16 protein-coding genes are annotated in these 22,714 nt (G+C 68.9%); 9 read left to right on the top strand and 7 right to left on the bottom strand.

Translation table 11 applies throughout. The annotated features are described in order from the left end of the window. Positions 1–8 precede the first annotated feature (8 nt). Positions 9–872 carry an MIP/aquaporin family protein gene (locus QSK26_RS26345; protein ID WP_285777935.1) on the bottom strand — a complete coding sequence of 288 codons (864 nt, stop codon included), beginning with the start codon at positions 870–872 and terminating at the stop codon, positions 9–11. A gap of 312 nt (positions 873–1,184) precedes the next feature. Here QSK26_RS26345 and QSK26_RS26340 point away from each other — a divergent pair, with 312 nt between their 5' ends. The 5 genes from QSK26_RS26340 to QSK26_RS26320 all read left to right on the top strand — a co-directional run bounded on the left by QSK26_RS26340 (position 1,185) and on the right by QSK26_RS26320 (position 8,767). Continuing rightward, positions 1,185–3,551, top strand: a complete 2,367-nt coding sequence (locus tag QSK26_RS26340) for an alpha/beta hydrolase (protein WP_285777934.1) — start codon at positions 1,185–1,187, stop codon at positions 3,549–3,551. A gap of 289 nt (positions 3,552–3,840) precedes the next feature. Next, entirely contained in the window at positions 3,841–5,055 is a 1,215-nt protein-coding gene (locus QSK26_RS26335) for an MFS transporter (RefSeq protein ID WP_285777933.1), read from the top strand. Next, positions 4,973–6,331: an ATP-grasp domain-containing protein gene (locus tag QSK26_RS26330; protein ID WP_285777932.1), complete on the top strand. Its 1,359-nt coding sequence runs from the start codon at positions 4,973–4,975 to the stop codon at positions 6,329–6,331. Before QSK26_RS26335 ends, QSK26_RS26330 begins: the two co-directional genes overlap by 83 nt. Before the next feature lie 130 nt (positions 6,332–6,461). Next, the gene (locus tag QSK26_RS26325) at positions 6,462–8,051 is read left to right on the top strand and encodes a flavin monoamine oxidase family protein (RefSeq protein WP_285777931.1); all 1,590 of its coding nucleotides are present in this window, start codon (positions 6,462–6,464) and stop codon (positions 8,049–8,051) included. A gap of 107 nt (positions 8,052–8,158) precedes the next feature. Next, entirely contained in the window at positions 8,159–8,767 is a 609-nt protein-coding gene (locus QSK26_RS26320) for an SUKH-4 family immunity protein (RefSeq protein ID WP_285777930.1), read from the top strand. A gap of 129 nt (positions 8,768–8,896) precedes the next feature. Here the strand turns inward: QSK26_RS26320 and QSK26_RS26315 are convergent, their stop codons facing one another. Together QSK26_RS26315 and QSK26_RS26310 are read right to left on the bottom strand one after the other, a co-directional pair. Continuing rightward, positions 8,897–9,106: a DUF397 domain-containing protein gene (locus tag QSK26_RS26315; RefSeq protein WP_285777929.1), complete on the bottom strand. Its 210-nt coding sequence runs from the start codon at positions 9,104–9,106 to the stop codon at positions 8,897–8,899. Further along, complete coding sequence (locus QSK26_RS26310) at positions 9,094–9,900, bottom strand: helix-turn-helix domain-containing protein (RefSeq protein WP_285777928.1); 807 nt, start codon at positions 9,898–9,900, stop codon at positions 9,094–9,096. The genes QSK26_RS26315 and QSK26_RS26310 overlap by 13 nt, the downstream gene beginning before the upstream one ends. 226 nt (positions 9,901–10,126) lie before the next feature. Between QSK26_RS26310 and QSK26_RS26305 the strand changes: the two genes are divergently transcribed. Then, a complete protein-coding gene (locus QSK26_RS26305; RefSeq protein ID WP_285777927.1) occupies positions 10,127–10,558 on the top strand; it encodes an ATP-binding protein in 432 nt (143 codons plus the stop codon). Positions 10,559–10,600: 42 nt separating this feature from the next. Here the strand turns inward: QSK26_RS26305 and QSK26_RS26300 are convergent, their stop codons facing one another. Genes QSK26_RS26300 through QSK26_RS26285 form a run of 4 tightly spaced genes read right to left on the bottom strand, consistent with a single transcriptional unit; the run spans position 10,601 to position 15,403 of the window. Next, entirely contained in the window at positions 10,601–11,818 is a 1,218-nt protein-coding gene (locus QSK26_RS26300; RefSeq protein ID WP_285777926.1) for a hypothetical protein, read from the bottom strand. After that, positions 11,815–12,099 (bottom strand): hypothetical protein, encoded by a 285-nt coding sequence (locus tag QSK26_RS26295; RefSeq protein ID WP_285777925.1) that lies wholly within the window; start codon positions 12,097–12,099, stop codon positions 11,815–11,817. Before QSK26_RS26295 ends, QSK26_RS26300 begins: the two co-directional genes overlap by 4 nt. After that, positions 12,099–14,741: an SUMF1/EgtB/PvdO family nonheme iron enzyme gene (locus QSK26_RS26290; protein WP_285777924.1), complete on the bottom strand. Its 2,643-nt coding sequence runs from the start codon at positions 14,739–14,741 to the stop codon at positions 12,099–12,101. The genes QSK26_RS26295 and QSK26_RS26290 overlap by 1 nt, the downstream gene beginning before the upstream one ends. Then, positions 14,738–15,403 (bottom strand): class I SAM-dependent methyltransferase, encoded by a 666-nt coding sequence (locus QSK26_RS26285; RefSeq protein ID WP_285777923.1) that lies wholly within the window; start codon positions 15,401–15,403, stop codon positions 14,738–14,740. Before QSK26_RS26285 ends, QSK26_RS26290 begins: the two co-directional genes overlap by 4 nt. Positions 15,404–16,046: 643 nt before the next feature. Between QSK26_RS26285 and QSK26_RS26280 the strand changes: the two genes are divergently transcribed. The 3 genes from QSK26_RS26280 to QSK26_RS26270 all read left to right on the top strand — a co-directional run bounded on the left by QSK26_RS26280 (position 16,047) and on the right by QSK26_RS26270 (position 22,637). Further along, positions 16,047–17,648 carry an FAD-dependent oxidoreductase gene (locus QSK26_RS26280; protein ID WP_285777922.1) on the top strand — a complete coding sequence of 534 codons (1,602 nt, stop codon included), beginning with the start codon at positions 16,047–16,049 and terminating at the stop codon, positions 17,646–17,648. A 12-nt stretch (positions 17,649–17,660) separates the two neighbouring features. Then, positions 17,661–18,851, top strand: a complete 1,191-nt coding sequence (locus tag QSK26_RS26275; RefSeq protein WP_285777921.1) for a cytochrome P450 — start codon at positions 17,661–17,663, stop codon at positions 18,849–18,851. A 261-nt stretch (positions 18,852–19,112) separates the two neighbouring features. Continuing rightward, entirely contained in the window at positions 19,113–22,637 is a 3,525-nt protein-coding gene (locus QSK26_RS26270) for an NIDO-like domain-containing protein (RefSeq protein WP_285777920.1), read from the top strand. Positions 22,638–22,714 lie beyond the last annotated feature (77 nt).

The following is a 22,714-nucleotide window of genomic DNA, read 5'->3' as shown; positions in this document are numbered from 1 at the left end:
GGCGGTGATCACCTCCCTCGCCCCCGCGTCCTGCCGGGCCGCCGCTCCGCGTGGTCCGGCGCCTCGCGCGCTTCCGGGACCTCGGCGGAGCCCCGGGGTTCGCCCGGCTCGCCGGTCCCGGTGATCTCGCCGGCCGTGCCCTGCGCGGTCTCCGGTCCCTCGCGGGCCGGCCGTACCACCTGGTCGTAGACGAGCACGGCGAGGACCGCGCCGGCGACCGGCCCGGCGACGTAGACGCCGTAGAGCGACCAGGGGGCGTCGCCGCCGAACACGCTCGTGGTCAGGTACGGGCCGAAGGTCCTGGCGGGGTTGACGGAGCCGCCAGTGAGCGGTCCGAGTACGAAGATCTCGCAGGCCACCGCCAGGCCGATGACGAATCCCGCCCATCCGGGCGGCGCCCGCCGGTCCACCGCCAGCGCCATGATCGTGAGCAGCAGCAGGAAGGTCGCCAGCGCCTCGGCGAGGATGCCCTGCCCGTAGCCGATCCCGGGGCCGAGCGACGTGAGCCCGACCTTGCCGACGCCCACCGCGCGCATCGGGCCGAAGATCGCGACGACGAGCACCCCGCCGGCGAACGAGCCGAACAGCTGGGCGGCGACGTAGGCCGGCACGTCCCGCCACGGGAACCGCCGCCCCACCGCGAGGGCGATGGTGACGGCGGGGTTGATGTGCGCGCCGGAGGTGTTGCCGAACGTGTAGACGACGAGCGTCACAATCAGCCCGAAGGCGAGTGAGATGAAGCCGAGCGCGGCGTAGTCCAGCCGGCCGTTCCCCATCACCAGGGCGGCCACGACCGAGCCCGCCCCGAAGACGATGAGAAGCGCCGTCCCGATCACTTCGGCGAGCAGGCGCCGCGGTAGTCGTCCCACCATCGCTACACCTTCGCTGACCATGGCATTAGCCCGGTTTTTACCGGTTTCGCCCGTAGCGGGCGCCTACCCGCCCCACCGCGCCGAAACCTGCGCCCCAGCAAAATCACGCAGCGCATCCGTGGAGTGGCTGTTGGTCATTTACCTGCTCGCCACGAGTCCGTAACGCGTACGAGCGTCCGACCGCGATCTCATTCCCGTCGTAATCGCACAAACCCCACGTAACTCAGCGGAAACGTGACACATGGGGTATTGCTCGAAGGGAACGACATGCGCCTGCCCGCACCGGGTCGGACGCGGACGCTCACCGGCATCGTGACGGCCGCATTACTCTGCACAACGCTCCTCGCCGCCCCCGCCCACGCCGACCCGCCGCCCGCGGGGACCGGTGCGGACGGCGCCTGGACCGTCGAGAGCCTGGAGGGCGGCCACCGGGTCACCCTCCGCCTCGACGAGCCGCTCCCGGTCCGCGACGCCGTGCCCGAGATCGCCGTGGACGGCAGGTCGCTCGGCCCGGCGGAGGAGTCCGCGGACGGCACCACCCTGACGATCACCACGACGGACCCCGCCGCGGCGGCGCCCACGTCCGTCGCCGTCGCCTGGAACGGCGAGGTCCCCGCCGAGTCCGCGGACGCCGGGCGGGCCGCGCCGGGCCTCGCTCCCCCGCAGGCCAGGAAGAAGCCGGGCCACGACCTGCCCGCCGACCCGGCCGCCCCGGGGCGCTACACGGTGGTGCACGACGAGTACGACCTCGGCGACACCGCCATCACGCTGGAAGGGCTGGGCGGGCGGCCCGCCGAGATCCGGGCCAAGGTCTACCTGCCCAGGGAGGCCAGGGGCGAGCGCCCGCTGGTCGTCTTCCTGCACGGCCGGCACTCCGCCTGCTACAACCCGGTCACCCGGCAGACGTCCAACTCGACCTGGCCCTGCCCTGCGGAGCAGCAGCCGATCGCCAGCCACACCGGCTACGACGGCCCGGCCGACGTGCTGGCGAGCAACGGCTACGTCGTCGTGTCGGTCAGCGCCAACGGCGTGAACGCGGCGGACAACCCGTTCAGCGAGGACCGGGGCGCGCTGGCCCGCGGCGAGGTCGTCATGCGGCACCTCGACCTGCTCGCCGCCGCCGAGCAGGGCCACGGCGACCCCAAGCTGGTCAGGCTCTTCCGCAACCGGATCGACCTGGACGACGTCGGGCTGATGGGCCACTCGCGCGGCGGCGAGGGCGTCGTCAAGGCCGCCCTGATGAACGCCGGGCGGCCCAGGCCCTACGGCATCAGGGCGGTCCTCCCGCTCGCGCCCACCGACTTCGCGCGGGCGAGCCTGCCCGGCGTCCCGATGGCCGTCCTGCTGCCCTACTGCGACGGTGACGTCTCCAACCAGCAGGGCCAGCACTTCTACGACGACTCCCTCTACGCGGTCGAGGACGACCCGGCCTTCCGCTCCTCGCTGATGGTCATGGGGACGAACCACAACTTCTTCAACACCGAGTGGACCCCCGGCGTGGCCGTCGCGCCCGCCTCCGACGACTGGGGCAACCGGAACGACCCGGTGTGCGGCGCCGCCGCGCCGGACCGGCTGACCCCGGCCGAGCAGTACGCGGTCGGCACGGCGTACATCGCCGGGTTCTTCCGGCTCGTCCAGGGCGGCGAGAAGGCGCTGCTGCCGCTCTTCGACGGCAGCGGCGGCACCGCGCCGTCCGCCGGGCGCGCCGTGGTGCACACGGTCGCGCAGGCGCCGGCGGACGACCGGCTCGACGTGGCCACCTTCACCGCGCCCTCGCCCGCCGTACGGGTGTCCGGGGCGGCGACCGCCGCGGTGTGCGCGAGCATGCTGGACCGCTCGCCGCAGAGCGGGCTGCCGGCCTGCGCGGCGAAGCTGACCACCTCCCAGGCGCCGTCCTGGACGCCCGCGACGTACGCGGGGAACGTCACGGCCACGCCGGTGCTGCGGTTCGGCTGGAGCGACACCACCGGGCGGGTCACCGTCGCACTGCCCAGGCACGCGCGCGGCCTCGACGACTACGACGCGCTGACCTTCCGCGCCGCGCCGGACGAGAACGCGACCGGCCCGGCCGACCTGGCGGTCACCGTGGTGGACGACCGCGGCAGGTCGCAGACGGTCAGGGTGTCGGAGGTGAGCGACGCGCTCACGCCGTTCCCCGGTACGGCTTCGCCGCTGCCGAAGACGTGGCTGCGCACGGTGCGCATCCCGCTGTCGTCGCTGCGCCGGGTCGACGTGGACGACCTGCGCGAGATCCGGCTCACCGGCGCCACCCCGACCGGCGGCGTCTACCTGGGCGACCTGGCGTTCTCCGAGATCGAGGTGGGCAGGACGGAGCTGGACGAGCTGCCGCAGGTCTCCGTCCAGGGGGTCACCGTCCCCGAGGGCGACGGCGCCGGCACCGCGACGATGCGGCTGACGCTGTCGGAGCGGGCGAAGAAGCCGGTGACGGTGCACGTCCAGTCGATCACCTCCGGCGCCTCACCGGTGATCCCGGCGCTCGCCCAGCGGGTCGTGATCCCGGCGCGGGCGACCTCTGCCACCTTCGAGGTACCGGTCACCGGTAACAGCACCCCGGCCGCCGCCGCGCAGTCCTACCAGGTGGTCGCGTCGGTGCCGTCGAACGCGGTGATCGGGAGCGGCTTCACCCGCCTCGTGGTCGAGGACGACGACGCGCTCTGACCCGGAGTACGGCCGGCCGGTCCCTCGCGGGCCGGCCGGTCCTTCGCCGCGCCGGCCGGTCCTCGGCGCGCCGGCCCGTCCTTCGGCGCGCCGGCCGGGCAGGGCGAGGGATCGATCATTGTTACGCGGGTGCGGGGTCACCGTTCACCGCGTCGCCGTCCCCGCATAGGACGGGCCTGCCACAGTGATCCCGTTGCCCCGGACAGGGGCGACGCATGTGGGAACAGGGCTCATAAAGCCTCGGGCGGCGCGCGCCAACGGGTGCGGAACATACACCTTTGGAATTTTCTTGTCTACTCTGACTATCAACACGGCCTACCTGGCCAGGCATCGGGTCCAAGGATTTCCCTGGCAGTTCTGGGTGCTCATGGCCGGTACGACGATATCCAAGACGGGGAACTTCGTCGTGCCGTTCCTGTCGTACTATCTGGTGCACGAACTGCGATATTCGGTGGCCGTCGCAGGCGTGCTGACCGCGCTTTTCGGCGGGGGCTGGGTCGTCGGCCAACTCGTCGGCGGCTGGTCGGCCGACCGCCTGGGCCGCAGGCGTACCATCATAGTGTCGTCCATCGGCACCGCTCTGGTTTACATCGGTCTCGGGTTTTCCACACGAGTCGAAATCATCGCCGTGTGCGCGCTTCTGAGCGGCGTGCTTTTCGACATGCCACGACCCGCGGTCACGGCTCTGATCACCGATATGGCGCCGCCGGCACTGCGCGTGCGCGGCATGTCGTACTACTTCTTCGTCGTCAACGTCACCGCGGCGGTGGCCGGCACGGTGGGCGGTCTCCTCGCCTCCCACGACTTCACGCTTCTCTTCCTCGTCAACGCGGCGTTGTGCCCCGTTCTCGCGATCACGATGTGGTTCGTGCGCGACGAATCGGCGCGTGCGGGAGAGAGCGTCAAGGCGCCCCGAGGATATCGGGTCGCTTTCACGGACCCCTCGTTGATGTGGTTCAGTTTCGCGTCTCTCCTGGTGTTCACCCTCTATATGCAGACGCTGTCCACACTGCCCGTCGCCATGAACGCGGACGGTCTCGGACCGGCGGCGTTCGGGCTGGTGAGCGCCGTGGACGCACTCCTCGTGGTCGCGATTCAACCGCTCACCCAGAAGTGGCTGGAACGGCGGCGGCCATTGACGGTCTGCGTCTGCGGCGTGGTCGTCCTGAGCGCCGGCATGGGCCTGAACGCGTTCGCGGGCTCCGCCATGGACTATGTGTTCATCACGGCCGTATGGGTTCCCGGGGAGATCGCGTTCATGGTGGGCGCGAGTGCCATCATCGCGGGGATCGCCCCGGAGTACGCACGCGGTCGCTATTACGGCGTGTGGGGACTGACGCTCAGCGGCGGCGGACTGCTCGCGCCGATCATGGGCTCGTTCGCTCTGGACCTGGGCGGCAAGTACGGCCTCTGGGGATCCTGTGCGGCGGTCGGACTCGCGGCGGCGGCGATCCTCGGCAAACTGGCGCCGATACTGCGGAAACGAAACGCCGAGCTGGCCTGAAACCGAAGGAATTATAATGATCGTCGTCCTGTCCGGACTCCGCTCGATGCTCGAAGATGTGCTCGCCGAGCAGCGGGTGCCACATATCACGCTGATTCCCGCCAATGCCGTGGCCGACTACCGGCCCGCCGGTGACGAGTTTCCGCGAAAGGTCGTCGCCGACTGGGAGGATTACAACGCCCTGCTGTCGGCAGCCGCGCAGCTCGAACCCATGGGCGTCACGAACATCGTCACCATGGATGAGACGGCGGTGCGCGCGGCCGCGTTTCTCCGGGGTCAACTGGGGGTGCCCGGTCAGAACCTGCACGACGCGGTCGCATTCACCGACAAGGCCATCATGAAGGACCGGCTCCGGCAGGCCGGGATTCCGGTGGCCGGCCACCGGGTCGTGCATGGGATCGACAACGTCCGGAAGGCCGCGGCCGAGGTCGGCTGGCCCATCGTGATAAAGCCCCGGATGGGGTTCGGCGCGCTCAACACGTACTTCGTCGAGGGCGAGGCGCAGTTCGACGAACTCCTGGCGGCGGGCGCCTTCGAGCCCGAGACCCGGCTGCCCGGAGCCGTGCGGTCGACGAAAGTCACCGTGGGGCTGGAGGACGAATACGGATTCATGGTCGAGGAGGGCATCGACGTCGCCCACGAGTACCACTGCGAGCTGCTCGTCTTCAACGGGGAAGTGCTCTACGCGCTGCCGGGCCGGTGCGCCGTTCCGGTGCTCAAGGGCGCCGGCGGCACGTACGGGTCGGCTCTCCTGGAAGAAGGCCGGACGCGGGACGCGATCGCCGCCCTCGCCGGTCGGGCGGCCTCGGCGCTGGCCCTGGAGACCGGGTTCGTGCACTGCGAGCTCCTGGAGGACCGGAGCGGCCGTCTGCTGGTCGGAGAGCTCGGCTGCCGTCCGGGCGGAGCCATGATCCCGCACATGCTGAAGCTCCAGCACGGCGTCGACGTGCCGGCCATCCAGGCGAGTCTCGCCCGTGGTGTGGAACCGCGGATCGACTGGAAGAGCTCGGGATCGGTTGTCGCTCTGCGAGGTGTCCCGGCGGACGCGGGGCGCGTGATCGACGTGACCGGCGTCGAGGAAGTGCGATCCATGCCGGGAGTCGTGGACGTCGTCCAGATCCTGAAGACCGGTGACACCTCTCTGGGATCCGTCGGCACGGCGAACTTCGCCGGCTTCGTGTTCTGCGAAGGCCGCACGTCCGGCGAGGCGTCCGAGCGCGCCGCCGCCGCTGCCGCACGCTGGCAGGTCGTCGTGGAACCCACCACATCGCACTAGTAGCCAGAAACCCCCCATTAACGAAATTTCGCTCATGTTACGACAAAGGGTGAAACATGGACGGAACTTAGGCATCGATCCGGCGCAACACGGCCCGCTCACACTCACCTCCAGAGATCTTGGAGGCACCATGAGCTACAGCAGGCGTGGTTTCCTGACAGCAGTGGGAGCGACGGGCGGCGCCGGTGCGCTGTTCGCGACCATGGGCGCGCTCGGCCTCGCGCCCACCGCCGAAGCGGCGGCCCGTACGGCCTTCGTGCCGCCCCAGCCCTCCGACTTCACCCTCACCGGCCGGGGCGCGAAGAAGGTGGTCGTGCTCGGCGCGGGCGTCGCGGGCCTGGCCACCGCCTACGAACTCGGCAAGGCGGGCTACGACTGCACCGTGCTGGAGGCGCTGGACCGGGTCGGCGGCCGGAACTGGACCATCAGGGGCGGCGACCGGCTCACCGAGCTGGACGGATCGACACAGGTCGCCCGCTTCTCCGACGGCGTCTACCTCAACGCGGGACCGGCCAGGCTCGCCCAGTGGATGGTCACCATGGACTACGCCCGCGAACTGGGCGTCGCCCTGGAGGTCTTCACCAACGCCAACGCGCAGGCGTACATCTTCCACGAGGCCGCCGGGATGACCGCCCCCGTCCGGTGGCGCACGGCCAAGGCCGACGTCTACGGCTACGTGGCCGAACTGCTGTCCACCGCCACCGACGCGGGCGCCCTCGACGCCAGGCTCACCGCCCAGGACAAGGAACGGCTGATCGCCTTCCTGCGCGGCTTCGGGTCCATCGGGAACAGGGCCCAGGGGTTCGCCTACACCGGCGGCGAACGGCGCGGTTACCACGTCGATCCCGGCGCGGGCGAGCAGCCGGGTGTCGAACTGGAGGACGTGCCCACGCTGTCGGAGGTGTTCGCCAGCGGAGTCGGACAGCGGTTCTCCTTCGAGTTCGGTTACGACCAGGCGATGCTGATGTTCCAGCCGGTGGGCGGCATGGACGCGATCCCCAGGGCGTTCGCCGACGCTATCGGCGGGCACCGGATCCGGTTACGCTCCAAGGTCACGAGGATCACCGACCTGCGCGACGGCGTGGAGGTCGAGTACCAGGACAAGAACGGCAGGGGGCAGCGGATCAGGGCGGACTTCTGCGTCGCCACGATGCCGCCGCACATCCTCGCCAGGACCCCGCACAACCTAGGCCCCGACGTGCAGGCCGCCCTCGCCACTCCCACCGTCAACTCGGCCGGCAAGATCGGCCTGGAGTACCGCCGCCGCTGGTGGGAGACCGACGAGAACATCTACGGCGGCATCACCAACACCGACCTCGACCTGGCCAGCATGTGGTACCCGTCCTACGGGTACGGCGGGCGGCGCGGCCTCGTCGTCGGCTACTACAACTTCGGCGCCCAGGCCGACGCGTACGCCGCCCTGTCCCACCGGGACCGGGAGCGGCGCGCGGTCGAACAGGGCATGAAGATCCACGGCCCCAAGTACCGCGACGAACTGGCCGCCTCCGTGTCGATCGCGTGGAAGCTCCAGCCGCACATCGAGGGCGCCTGGGTCGGCTGGCCGTCCCGCACCGGCGCCTACCAACTCCTCAACCGCCCCGCCGGCCACGTCCACTTCGCCGGCGACTGGCTCAGCTACATGATCGCCTGGCAGTCGGGCGCCCTGGAGTCCGCCCGCAAGACCGTCACGGACCTGCACCAGCGAGTCCTCTCCTCCTGACCCACCACCACGAAGCCCCACCCTCGTGCGGGGCCGCCGGACCCGGCCGGTGTCGTCGGTGGGGCCTGCTACGGTAAGCCGGACGACACCCGGCCGAGGAGCCCGCGATGGTCTCGCACGAGGAAATGGTCGAGGCGTTCGGCGACGACTGGGTCAACCGGATGCCGCCCGAGGTGGCCGGGCGGCATGTCTCCGGCGAGGCGGACCGGCGCGTCCTGACCGAGGTCGGCATGCCCTTGATGTTCACGGATCTGCTGGTCTTCGGGGACATCGCGACCGACGAGCCGCGTACGGTGGCCTCGGTCTTCTCGGGTGCCGCCGAGGACCGGGCGGACTTCGGGGACGACCTGGTGATCGCCAGCGGCATGGGTGGCCTCACCTGCCTGTCGGGTGAGGACGGCCGCGTCTATTGGTGCAAGCCGGGCGACGCGCAGCGCAACGGCGGTCTGATCAACAGCACGCTCGAGCAGTTCGTCGAGACGCTGTGCCGGGTCTCGCTGCTCCTGGCCGACCTGCGCCCCGAGGACGAGTCGGAGGTCGGCGAGCTGCTGCGGGCGCTGATCCCCGAGGTCAGCGCGATCGACCCGCCGTCGTTCGAGAGCCCGGTCCAGTACTGGCAGCTGCTGCTGCTGTTCAGCCTGCGCTCGATCGCCGCGGAGTGGGCCTACAGCGAGCCGACGTACCCGTGCTCCTGCACCCACTCGGGGTCCCGTTAGGCGGGTGCAGAAACCTTCTCTCCAGTACGGCCGGACTTGCCGGGCTACCGAGCCAAGCTCGACTCGGTCTCTCCCGCGCGCCGAGGCGAGGCCCCCTGATAATGGATCTTGTTCCGGGGCTTGGGCTGGTTAGAGGTCGAACTCGCCTTTGCCCGCCCCGTCCAGGAACGCCCGCCACTCGCCCGGCGTGAAAACGAGCTTCGGCCCCTCCGGATCCTTACTGTCCCGCACCACCACCACACCGGGAAGATTCGTCGCGACCTCCACACACTGCCCACCGTTGGCCCCACTCCTGGAAGCCTTGCGCCAAACGGCTAGATCGAGGTTCACCCTGTCCATCGCGCCACCGCTTTCTCGATGATCTGTAACGACTCGAACCGCGAACAGGCATCCGCTCTGATGGTCTCGTACCACAGCCGTATTTCCGCCACCGCGTCCACGTCGGCGGTGGTGTGCCCCTCGCGGAGGGAGTCCACTGTCGCGACCTCGGCACCCGTCGGAAGCCGGGCCAGCGCGAACGCCGCCATCATTCCGGCGGCGCAGGCGGCGGCGATAGGCACCACCTGGACAGTGAGACACGGACACCGGGCCGCCTCCAGCAGATAGTGGAGTTGCTCAAGGAGCACGTTGCGACCTCCGACAGGCCGATGCAGCACTCCTTCGTCCATCAGTACGCACACCCGGGGCGGCGGAGTTCTGTCCAGGATCGCTCGGCGGGCGGTCCTGGCCGCGACCGCCCCTTCGAGTTGGTCGGAAACGATGAGGGGAGATGATCCAAGGACCGCGCGGGCGTATGCCGGTGTCTGCAGCAAGCCGGGGACCAGCATCGGATCCCAGGACTGCAGGATGACCGCCTGCGGCTCCACCTCATCGGTCCATCGATACCACCATCGAGGCCCCGCCGCCTCCCGCGCGACGCGAGTGGCCAACTCGACGAAGTGCCCATCGAGCTCGAACGCGGCATCCGCCGCCATGGCGAAGTCCGGCGTAGGCGTTCTCTTCCCCTTCTCGACCTTGCCGACCAGGGTCGCGTGACACTTCATACGCTGCCCCAAAGCATCCTGCGAAAGTCCAGAATCGCGCCGATATCTCATCAAATCACGGGCGAATTGTTCACGCGCAGAGACAGTCACACGTCGCCTCCATCCACTCAGCGAATATCCGCAACCATACGACGACGGGACACAGACAGTCCAGACATTTGTCAAGTCCGCATTTGGCTAGATGTTTCCGCAGGTGCTGACGCTATAGCGAATCAGCCATGGGCAAGCTAGGAATCTCCACATAGGCAAAGACAGGAGACGCGTCCCCGTGGCAAGAGTCGTGAACATCCTCAAAATCGCAGCAGTCGGTCCATCTGTGGCCGAAACGCGCACATGGCTGACCCGTGCGATGGGCGACGACCACACCGGCTACCTGATGAGCGCGGGGCATTCGGTCCCCCTGACGGAGATAGCCGCTCTTCTCACCAGTGAACTGGTCACCAACTCGATCCGGCACAGCAGATCGGGCGAGGGTGGGTTCGTCCAGATCACCATGATCGACAGCCCGTCTGACCCGCTCGCCCGTAACGGGCCGACACTCCGCGTCGCCGTACGCGACGACGGCGGGACCACGCTGCCGGAGCTCCGCGCCCCGGAGGACGACGAGGAGGGCGGCAGAGGACTCTTCATCGTGGACGCCTACGCCACCCGCTGGGGCTCCGGCTCGTACGGCGGCGCCACCGTCACGTGGTTCGAGCTGGAGTACCGCCACCTCCCCCTTGCACTCTTCGGCGCGAGGTCGGCGTAGACGGGCAGTCCAGCCGCCAAGCGGCATCACTCATACGCCATGTCAGGGGGTGAATCGGCGGCGCAGAGCTCTGAATGCCACTTTGGCCGAACGGGTGCGAAGGAGAAGCGCGACAAGCACCGCGCAGACTCCGCCCACGATGGCGAAGAGCCACGGCCCGTTCGGCTCTAGGACCTGCAGAAGCGCGAGAGCGATACCGGTGGGGACAGTGACGAGGGTGAACACGACTACGGCGCTGTTGACGTGCCGGCTCTCGTCGTCGCGGGTGAGCCGGTTGAAGTCGCTGATGTCGGTGAGGATCTGCTCGAAGCGCTCACGGAGTACGTGCTGGCGCTGGTAGGCGGTCAGCAAGCGGTTCGGGGTTCCGTGTGGGGTCAGATGCTGGGCCCACAGCCGGTGCCGGAAAGCGCTGACCTCCCGTTCGAGCTCCGCCATCGTCACCGACAGCGAAGAGTCGAGTTCGGAAGCCATGCGCTCTTCCAGAGAGGTGAGCGCCTGCTTTTGGAGCATGCCAAGCAGGACAGCGTCCAGGTAAATCGATCGCAGGTACAGCTCCGCGTAGCCGAAGAACGGGTCATCCTGCCCTTGGTCCGCCCGAACGCCGACGACACTCATCCCGTCTCGCAGGACGACGGCGTGCCAATCGCTGGAGAGACGGATGATCTCACTGTCTGCGGGTTCGAGACTCTTCGGATCGGGGGGATAGTCAGCCAGGTTGGTCCGGGAGGCGAGAGCCCACAACCACTGGTAGGCGGGTGCCCAGCGCCAGTAACGGGGCTCCCGGTACAGGCGTGGCAGGTTCTGCCCTGCCGAGGTGACGAAGGAGACGGTGAAGGGCCGGCCCCCCGGCTCGACCTTGGCTTGACCGCCGACGAGTTCCTGAGGGTCGAAATCAACCGGCTGGGTACCTCTACGTCCGGCCAGCGCACGCAGCAACGCGACAGGGTTTCCCCGCCTGAGCCGTAGATGGATCGCCACCAGCCCGCAGGCGTCCGGTTCGTCAGTCAGGCGAAGCGCTTCAACCCCGGTGACCTCGACATCACCAATGGCGCGGGGAGAGACGTCGTGCCAGCGCCTTGGATGCGCCGAGTCGCCGTACAACATGCGGGCCGCCTTGGCGCTGTAGTACTCGCTACGGGCCTCGGCGGTGGAGCGGACCTGGCCGTGTTGAAGGACCAGCGGTCCCGGTTCCCACACAGGCGCGGCTGGAAAGCGAGCCTCGTAGACGACGATGACCGTCTGTCGTACCAGCCGGGTCACCGGTAATAATCCTCAACGCTCGGAAGATCCAGGCGGATGACATAGCAGGCACGTTCGGGCTCCTCTGGATCCACCAGAAAGCGCACCCGTTCGCCGGTCCGAATGGTCCGGAACCCCTCGGTCACGATGTCGGCGTACATGAAGGAGTGGTGTGTGCCCGTGTCGGCGTCACGGACGACGTAGGTGCCCTGACGCCCACCCCGCCCGCTGCCGTGCGGCATGCGGTCGACAATGTAGCCGAACCGCTGCCGACCGGTTTCGAAAGCCCCTCCGCTGCTCATCACAGCTCCTCGACGCATCGGAAACCGAGCGCGTTGCTGCATCCCCGCCTCCGTGCCAGCCCCTTTGACGAGGTCTGCAGCGCCCGGTAGGGATTGTCATACGACCCACCGCAGATGACCACCTCGTTCAGGTCGTCCAGCACTGTGCCGGTGATCTCCCAAACGTTTCCGGCCATCTCCCGGATACCGAAAGGGGAGAGGTTGTCAGGATGCGCGTCGACCGGACCGGGCATGGCCTGGCTCAGCCTGCCTTGGTCGAACTCCTTCCGCCATGCCTCGTAGGTGATCAATGCGCGGCCGCTCCAGGAGTCGGCGCTGCTGACGAGGTCCAGATCAATCTCGTCGCCCCAGGGAAACAGCCGACCGTCGGTCCCTCGGGCGGCGGCCTCCCACTCCAGAGAGGTGGGTAGGCGTTTACCTTCGAAGCGGGCGAAGGCGTAGGCGCTCCAGTAGTTGACGCAAACCGCCGGATGGTTCTCGTACGCCGGATCAGTAAAATATTCCCGAACTGCGAGCCGTTCCTGCCATGGCTCGTGGGAGAACTCTTCTGGCTTGTCCGGGTGGTCCCACTGCCGGGCTCCGTACCGACGGACCGCTTCCAGGAACCGGTTGTAGCGGCCGACCGTGACGGGAAAACGATCGAAGCGAACGGGCCTTTCCACGCGCCGGAGCATCAGATGGTGGCTCGGCCCTACCAGGTAGACACCGGCGGGCAGGACACAGTCATCGGTGGAGTTCTCCTGACGGAACCTACGGTGCAGAAACTCCCGGACCTGCTCGGTCAAACGTGGGTTCGTTTCGAGGGCCGCTACCCGGTTGACCGGGTCGTGGAGGAACTCTGCTGCCAGCAACTCCTGGTAAGCACTGTGGAGAAAAGCGATCGCGGACGGACCCGCTTGCCGGAACAGAGTCCGCAGCCGGAACGCCTCATAGGTGAGCTGCCCACCCTCGAACAGTTCGATACCCAGATAGTTGACAAGATCCACAAAGGTGAAGACCGTGCGACCACTCAGGAACGCCGATCCGAAGTACCCCGTGATCGACGCGAGAGCGGACGTCAGTCCTGCCGTATGGGCGACCTCGGCGACATGTCGCAGAATGAGATCGGCCAGGTGAGGAAGCTCACGGTCTTGATCGAAATCGAGATCGTTGGCCAACCGGATCTCCAGCGGCGAGGCCGAGGCGGTGACGTCATGCAGGCGCAGAGCGGAAAAACGCGGCACGAGCATGGGATTCACCCCCTGAGCGTGCAACTGCTGGACCAGCTTCTCCGAGATCAGAGCGGTGCCGTCCAGCAGCCGCCGTACCAGCGGCGAGTCCTCCAGGAAGGAGACCCGAGACGTGGTGATGACCGCCGACTCCGCCGAGAGGACCTGTGCCATCTCGGTGAACAGCTCCAGGAACCCGGCCTGGGTCATTGACGGCACCGCCTCGTCGATGCCGTCCAACGCACAGAGCACCGAACCGGAACGGGCGAAGTAGTGGAACACTTCGAAGACGAACGCACTCTCCACGGCCATGTACGGGGTGAGGATGCGCGCGACGAACTCGCGAAACTCCTCGTCCGGCCGTTTGAGGCTCATATCGAAGTAGAAGCGATATCGCCGCTGGCTCGCCGTCGCCGGGCGGGCGACCAACTGCTTGAGCAGCGTCGTCTTGCCGCTGCCTGATCGGCCGACGATGAGCAGGTTCCCGCCAGAAGCCGCCACCTCGTCCAACAGTTGGTCTGCCGCGCCGACCAGGGAGATCTGCTGCTCACCCGTACGCTCGTCGGTAGTGAGCAGATCACCTGAGACCGTCAGCCTGCCCGAGTCCAGCAACTTCGGATAGGCATCGGCGATGTCGGCCAGATGCCGGTCCAGGTCGACGAACGCGTCCATGAACCGGTCATAGGTGAGCACCCTGTAGTGGCCGCCCAGCGGGCTCGGCACCTGGCTGATGCCGCTCTCCTCCAGAATCAGGAAGCGGGTGAGCTTCGGCAGCCGCGTCTGTAGTAGCTCGCCGTCGGTGGCCTCAAGGACCTGGAGCACGTCGTCGACGTTCTTGCTCAGAAGCAGCTCGACATACTCGTTGCGCAGGCCCCGCTCGCGGAAGAACAACTGGTAGACCGTATTTCGGGACAGTTCGAACCGCTTGACCGGCTGGAAGCCGAGAGTGAGGTACAACCCTGCGAGGAACTCCGCCTTGGCGGCCACCTCGGGGGCCAGCTTGGGCACGTTCCCGCTCAGGATGCCGCTACCGGTGCTGCTGAACCACGCCAGCACATCCAGCAATCGGCGAACCGCAGTTAGCCCGTCCTCCTCGGCGACCTCGTATCCGTCATGAGTCGACCTGTTCCGCAACCGTTGGATGTCGCGGAGCGAGTCGAGGACGTTGCCGCTGCGGATGTATGGCTGCGCACCTTTGATCAGGTCGTTCAGCGCTTTTCCACCTGGATCCCCGGGAACATTGTGATGCCGCCAGAGCTGTTTGAGAATCCGCTCGGTTATCTTCCCGACCAGGGCGATCGCGTTCTCGGGGTAGCCGTCGCCGAGCGACTTGATCGGACGCTCAAAGTCCAGGCCGAGATGATGGGCGACCCGAGAGTGGTCGTCCAGTTCGTTTTTCAGCTGGAACAGACGACTGTCGAACTCAATGCTCACGCGGTCTCCTTCGTCCCGAGTACGAGGGCGAACCGGTCCGGGAAGCGGAGTTCGGGGCCGGGATAGTTGCGGCGGATCTCGGAGATCCCGGCCTCGATCTCTGTGTCGTCGAAGCTGGACAGCAGCGACATGTACCGGTCGCGGACCATCCGCGAGTAGTGCTCGACAGTGAATGCGAGCGGGAATTCTTCGTATGTCAACTCGGTGCGCAGACCGCTGTGGTCCATCGCGGCGGCGATGCCATCCGGATCGGGCTGCCGTTCCCGGAAAAGTCTCAGTGCTGCTTCGAACAGCGGGTAGTCGATGGTCGTGGGCAGCATGACGACGAGGATCCGCCCGCCCGGCCTCAGCAGTCGCACCAGGCCGGCGATGACATCTGGCGGATCGGCGACGTGGTGGAGCACTTCCTTGAGGAGGATGGCGTCATAACCGGCGTGCGGTGACGTGATCCGGCCATCGGCGAGGTCTTCTGCGTCGGCGTGCAGCGGAATCAGACGCTCATCTGCGGGAAGTTGGGCCAACATCGCAGGGGACGGGTCGGCGCAGACCACCACGCTCGCTCGCCCGCTCAGGCCGCGAGCGTAGAGGCCGGTCCCGCATCCGAGATCCATCACCACGTCTTCCGGGCCGGGATCCAGCCGGTCGAGGATAGCGCCGGTCATCCACCGGATGAACTCTGGACTGTAGGCCCAGTTCTCGTCGTACCTGCCCGCCAGGCGGTCGTAGTGAGCCCGCGTGACATCGCTCCGCACGAGATGTTCCCTCCCAGCCGAGGCACCAGGGCAAGCCTCAGCATCCGACGCTGCGGCAATGTCAGTCAAGGAACATCCATGTCAGTAAGCGGGTTTCGGACAGCGATGTCGGAGCTCTTCCCCATGAATCGGCTTCAAGCCCAGCAATGCGACTTGTTGGGCATTGACCGCGACCATGCTTCCGAAGCGGTATGGGCGATTACTGTCCACCCGTCTCGTCGTTGATGCTCTGGCTCGGGAAACTCTCGAAGCGTCAGATGAACGTTAGTCCACCAGCCTCGCAGCTGTCCCGGCGAGCACCGTCTTGGACCGATCTGCCAGTTCGTCGAGTCCGAAAGGGACACTTGCAACGCCCATCCCGACCTCGCAGCCCCACATCCTTCACCGCCACGCGGTCCTTGCGAGCGGTTCGAGCCGGAGTACCACCGCGGAGGCACGAAAGGGCCTTGAGCTGCGGGAATGTTAGCCTGGGAGGACTGACGCCCAGCTTCGCGGCTCACGGTCCGGCGGCGCGTTCGCGTGGCCGGTCCCACGACCGGAGGGGGACGGCCTGATGAGAGTCGTCGTCGATCTCACCCGCTGCCAGGGCTACGGGCAGTGCGCGTTCCTCGCCCCTGACGTGTTCACGATGCGCGGCGACGAGGCCCTCGTGTACGAGCCGCACCCCGACGACTCCCAGCGCGAACGGGTCCTCCGGGCCGCCGCCGCGTGCCCGGTCCAGGCCATGGTGATCGACGAGGTGAACGGCCTCGGGCGGCACCGGCGGCCCGCCGACGGGCACGGGCGCACACCGCCGCTGGTCGAGAACGTCGTCATCGTCGGTGCCTCGCTGGCCGGGCTGCGCGCCGCCGCCACGCTGCGCCGCGAGGGCTACGAGGGGTCGGTGACGCTGATCGGGGACGAGCTTGGCGACCCGTACGACCGCCCGCCGCTGTCCAAGCAGGTGCTGACCGGGCTCGCGGACGCCGGGGAGACCGCCCTGCCGCTGCGCCGCGCGCTCGACGCCGACTGGATCCGCGGGGTGCGCGCGACCGGCCTGGACGTGGCGGCCAGGGAGGTGCTGCTCGACGACGGGCGCAAGGTCGGCTTCGACCGGCTGCTGATCGCCACCGGGGCACGTGCCCGGCCGTGGCCGGACGCGGCGCAGGCGGCCCTGGACGGGGTGTTCGTGCTGCGCACCCGGGAGGACGCCGCCCGGCTGCGCGCGCGGCTGGCGGACCGGCCCGGCCGGGTGCTGGTCATCGGCGCCGGGTTCACCGGCTCGGAGGTCGCGTCGGCGTGCCGGGAGCTGGGGCTGCCGGTCACCGTCGTGGAACGCGACCATGCGCCGCTGGCGGGCTCGCTCGGCGGCGTGATCGGGGCGGTCGCGGCGGAGTTGCAGCGCGAGCACGGGGTGGACCTGCGCTGCGGCGTCACGGTCACCGCGCTGGAAGGCGACGACCGGGGGCGGCTGGTCCGCGCCCGGCTGTCCGACGGGGAGACCGTCGAGGCCGGGGTGGCGGTCGTGGCGCTCGGCGCGGCCCGCAACGTGGAGTGGCTGGAGGGCTCCGGGCTCGCCGCCGGCGTGTGGGGGGTGGGCTGCGACGCGGGATGCCGGGCCTTCGACGTCAACGGCCTGGTCACCGACGACATCTTCGTCGCCGGGGACGTGGCCCGCTTCCCGCATCCGCTCTACCAGTACCAGTTCCTCGCGCTGGAGCACTGGGGCAACGCGGTCGCCCAGGCCCAGGTGGCCGCGCACAACATGATCAGCGCGCAGACCGGCCGCTGGGCCCACCTGTCCCTGCCGGTCTTCTGGTCCGCGCAGTTCGGCGTCAACATCAAGTCCGTCGGCGTGCCCACCTTCGCCGACCAGGTGGCGATCGTCCAGGGCTCGGCGGCCGACCGGCGGTTCGTCGCCGCCTACGGGTACCGGGGGCGGATCACGGCGGCGGTCGCCTTCGGCCAGGCGATGTGGCTGGAGTTCTACCAGGAGCTGATCGAACGGGCGGCCCCCTTCCCGCCCGATTTCGCCATGGTCGACCGGCCCCCGGAGATCCAGGTGCTGCCGGCGGAGATGCCCGAACGGGTCTCCCCGGCCCAGGGCGCCACCGTCGTGGTGACCGGCCACGACCCTGACGAGCGGCGGGCCGTACTGGTCCGGCCGCGGAGCTGACGGGAGGCGGGCATGACCACCACGTACGAAAGGATCCTGGACCACGCCAGCCGCGCGGACCCGTACCCGCTCTACGCCGAGCTGCGCGAGACGCCGGTGGCCCGGCAGCCCGACGGGAGTTACGTGGTCAGCACCTACCGGGAGATCGTCTCGCTGCTGCACGATCCGCGGGTCAGCTCGGTCGCCGAGGACCAGGACGCCCGGCTCTCGGACCTGCCCCAGCCGTTCATCCGGCTCGACCCGCCCGACCACGACCGGCTCAGGCGGCTCGCCATGCGGCACTTCGGGCCGCCGGAGTCGCCGGGCCGGATCGACGCGCTGATCCCGCGGATGACCGGCATCGTCACCGGGCTGATCGACGGGCTGGCCGGACGCGGCAAGGTCGACATCGTGGACGACTTCGCCTACCCGCTCCCGGTGACCGTGATCTGCGAGCTGCTCGGCGTGCCACGGGAGGACGAGCCGCTGTTCCACCAGTGGTCCCAGACGATCATCAGCACCATCGACCCGGGCACCGGCTCGATGGCCGAGCGGACCAGGCGGCGCGCCCTCACCCTCACCGAGCTGGGCCACTACCTGGACGGCCTGGCCGACGAACGGCTGCGGCGGCCGGCGGACGACCTGCTCTCCGGTTTCGTCTCCGAGCAGGAGTTCCCGCGCGGCGACCTGCTGGCCACCTCCGCGCTGCTGCTCGTCGCCGGGCACGAGACCACGGTCAACCTCATCGCGAACGGCGTGCTCACGCTGCTCCGCCATCCCCACGCGCTGGGCCGGCTGCACCGCGAACCCGGGTGGGCCCCCGCGGTGGTGGAGGAACTGCTGCGTTACGAGCCGCCGGTGCAGTTCCTGGCCCCGCTGCGGCACGCGCTGGCCGACATCGAGCTCGCGGGCGTCACCATCCCGCGCGGCGCCGTGATCACGATCGCACTCGCCGCGGGCAGCCGCGACCCGGCCCGGTTCCACGACCCGGACCGCTTCGACCCCGACCGGGTGGACAACCAGCATCTCGGCTTCGGCGGCGGGATCCACCACTGCTTCGGCGCTCCGCTCGCCCGGCTGGAGACCCAGCTCGCGCTGGCCGAGTTCGCCCGCCGTTTCATCGGCCCGCGGCTGGTCGCCGACCCGCCGCCGTACCGCCCGCACCCGTTCCTGCGCGGCCCGCGCCATCTGCTGGTCGAGTTCGACGACATCGTCCCCGCCTGACGGCGTGTGATCTTCGGCGGCATGCCGCGGGTACGGGCTCGCCCCCGCCCCATCCGCCCCTGACCCCCGGCTTTAACGGAGCGTGCCAATCCGACGTCGCCAGAAATATGTTAAATCTAGCGACATTTCCTACTTCGGACAGTCAAACTTCTTGAAAAGTGGACATGATCGCTTCACGATTCTCCACGTGGGCTGTAAAGATCAACGCGCGGCCCACGTCTTCTCCGGCGGGAACCCCCCGCCCGGTGCAAAGGAGATCGTGTGTTACACGCTTCCCGACAGTGGCGAGCGGTCCTGACAGGGACTGTCGCCGCCCTCGCACTCCTGCTCCCTCAGAACGTCGCTCAGGCCACCACCACGGCGGCCCCCGAACCCGACAAGATCCACCAGACCGTGCTGGCGGAGTTGTCGGACGACGACAAGGCCACCTTCTGGGTCCGTCTCAAGAGCAGGGCCGACCTCAGCTCGGCGAGCAGGGCGAAGACCAAGGCCGAGAAGGCCGAGCAGGTCTTCCGCGCCAAGACGGAAACCGCCACGTCATCGCAGGCGAACCTACGCAAACTCCTCACCGCCGAGCGGGCCGACTACACCCCGTTCTGGATCGCGAACGCCGTCCAGGTGACCGGCGGCGCCAAGCTCGCGAACGAGATAGCGAAGCTGCCCGAGGTCGAGCAGATCGTGCCCACCCGGGTCACCAAGCTGCCCGAGCCGCTGCCGGGCAAGGACCAGGCGTCGGTGAACGCGGTCGAGTGGAACATCGACCGGGTCAACGCCCCCCGGGTGTGGAACGAACTCGGCACCCGCGGCGAGGGCATCGTCGTCGCCAACATCGACACCGGCGTGCAGTTCGACCACCCGGCGCTGGCCGCGCAGTACCGCGGCAGGACCGGGGAGGGCGTGGACCACAACTACAACTGGTTCGACCCGGCGGGCATCTGCCCGACCGACGCGCCCTGTGACAACAACGGTCACGGCACGCACACCATGGGCACCATGGCCGGCGGCGAGGGCGCCAACATCATCGGCGTCGCCCCCGGGGCCACCTGGATCGCCGCCAAGGGCTGCGAGTCGAACAGCTGCTCCGACGCCTCGCTGCTGGCCGCCGGGCAGTGGATCCTCGCCCCCACCGACCTCCAGGGCGGCAACCCGCGCCCCGACCTGGCACCGGACATCGTCAACAACTCCTGGGGCGGCGCCGGCTTCGACCCCTGGTACGAGGACATCGTCAACGCCTGGGTCGCGGCGGGCATCTTCCCCGCGTTCTCCAACGGCAACCTGACCAACGCGGGCTGCGGCTCCAGCGGCTCCCCCGGTCAGTACGTCGCCAGCTACAGCGCCGGCGCGTTCGACATCAACAACGCGATCGCGAACTTCTCCACCCGCGGCCCCGGCCCGAACGGTGAGATCAAGCCCAACATCGCGGCGCCCGGCGTCAACGTGCGCTCCTCGGTGGCCGGCGGCGGCTACGGCTCCATCTCCGGCACGTCGATGGCCTCCCCGCACGTGGCGGCCACCGTGGCGCTGATGTGGTCGGCGTCCCCCGCCCTCCAGGGCGCGATCACCGCCACGACGGAGCTGCTCGACGGCTCCGCGATCGACGTCAGCAACCTCACCTGCGGCGGCACCGCCGACGACAACAACGTCTGGGGCGAGGGCCGGCTCGACGCGTTCGCCGCCGTCGAGAGCTCGCCGTCCGGTGACCTGGGCGGCCTGTCCGGCACCGTGACCTCCGGCGGCTCGCCGGTGTCCGGCGCCACCGTCACCGTCGAGGGCCCGCTGAGCCGTACGGTCACCACCGGGCAGGACGGCGCCTACACGCTGCCCCGCCTGCTGGCCGGCGACTACGAGCTGACCGTCGCGAAGTTCGGCTTCGAGGACGCCACCGCGGACGTCACCGTCGCCGCCGACGAGACCGCCACCCAGGACGTGACCCTGACCGCCCTGCCCTCGGGCACGGTCACCGGAACGGTCACCGCGTCCGAGATCGCCGAGGCGAACGCCACGGTGAGCGTGACCGGCACCCCGGCCACCGCCGTCACCGACGCCACCGGGCAGTACACCCTGACCCTGCCGCACGGCGACTACGACCTGACGGTCACCCCGCGGTCCCGCTGCGCGGACGCCGTCACCGAGCCGGTCACGGTGAACGGCGCCGTCACCAAGGACATCGCGCTGCCGCGCCGCACCGACTCCTTCGGCTACACCTGCGCCAGCGGCGCCGAGGCGTACGTCGCGGGCACCGCCAAGCAGACGCTTACCGGTGACGACGCGGCCCAGCCGATCACGCTGCCGTTCACCTTCCCGTTCTACGGCACCGGGTACAACAGCGGCTTCGTCAGCAGCAACGGGTTCCTGAGCTTCACCGCCTCCAGCACCACGGCGAGCAACGGGGCCCTGCCCTCGGCCGGGGCGCCGAACGCCGGGATCTACCCCTACTGGGACGACCTGGTGATCGACGACCAGTCCGGCGTCTACACGGCCACGACCGGCACCGCGCCGGAGCGCACGTTCGTGATCGAGTGGCGTAACGTGCGGTTCTACTCCGACGCCTCCCAGCGCGTCTCGTTCTCCGCGCTGCTCGGCGAGGACGGCTCGGTCGGGTTCCGCTACCGCGGCATCACCAACGAGCGGGCCGCCGGCAACAGCGCCACAGTGGGCGTGGAGAACGCGACCGGCACCGACGCGTTCCAGTACTCCTTCAACAGCGCCTCCCTCACCGAGGGCCAGAGCCTGGCCGTCCTCGCGAGCCGGCACGGGCTGGTGAGCGGCGTGATCACCGACGCCAACGACGGCGACCCGCTGGCCGGCGCGCTGGTGCAGGTGGGGAACGTCGCCGACTTCACCACCGGGGAGGACGGCAGGTTCTTCGGCCAGGTTCCGGTGGGTGACTACGCGGTCAAGGTGTCCAAGGCGAACTACGGGACGTTCGTCCACCCGATCACCGTCACCGCGGGGGCCGTCACCCGGGCCGACTCTGCGCTCGCCACCGGTCAGGTGACCTCCTCGGTCGCCGAGGTGACGCTCGTGATGCCGGCCGACGCCACCAGGACCGGCGGTTTCGACCTGACCAACCTGGGCGGCCCCACCTCCTACACCGTGGTGTCCGACCCGGCGCAGGACTGGCTCACCGTGACGCCCGCCACCGGCGAGCTGGCCACCGGCAAGACGGTCTCCGTGGCGGTCCGCGCCTCCAGCACGGGCGTCCAGGCGGGCACCGTGCGCACCGGCAGGCTGCTGGTCCGCTCGGCGAGCGGCCGCAACCCGGAGATCGAGGTCATCGTGACCGTGGTGGTGCCCAAGCATCAGGTCGCCGTCGAGGTGGGCGGCACCAGGGACACCACCGACGACGCCGGCGACCGGTGGACCGCCGACCGGAAGTTCGCCACCGGCGGCCACGGCTACGTAGGCAACAGCACCAGGACGGTCACCTCCAGCAGGACGATCAAGGGCACCGAGGAGCAGGACCTGTTCCAGCGCGCCCGGGAGAAGATGCTGGAGTACCGCTTCGACCGGGTGCCCAACGGCACCTACACGGTCGAGCTGGGCTTCGCCGAGCTGCGCAACATGCGTGAGGGCGCCCGGGTCTTCGACGTCATCGTCGAGGGCGAGCTGGCGATCCCCGCGCTGGACCTCGCCCTGGAGGCCGGCACCTACACCGCCGTCAACCGGCAGTACACGGTGAAGGTCACCGACGGCCAGCTCAACGTGCGCTTCGTCGAACGTGACGGCGACACCATCGTCAACACGATCCGCGTCACCGAGCGCCCGGACAAGGCCACCTCGTAACGGCACGGATCACCACGGCCCGCCCTGCCGCGTCGCGGCGGGGCGGGCCGCTATCCTGCTGCGGCACTGATCGTCTC

The organism is Microtetraspora sp. NBRC 13810 (assembly GCF_030268685.1).
Lineage (GTDB): Bacteria > Actinomycetota > Actinomycetes > Streptosporangiales > Streptosporangiaceae > BSRQ01.
The sequence above is the reverse complement of the archived record's forward strand: the minus strand, read 5'-3'. Positions and strand labels throughout refer to the sequence as shown.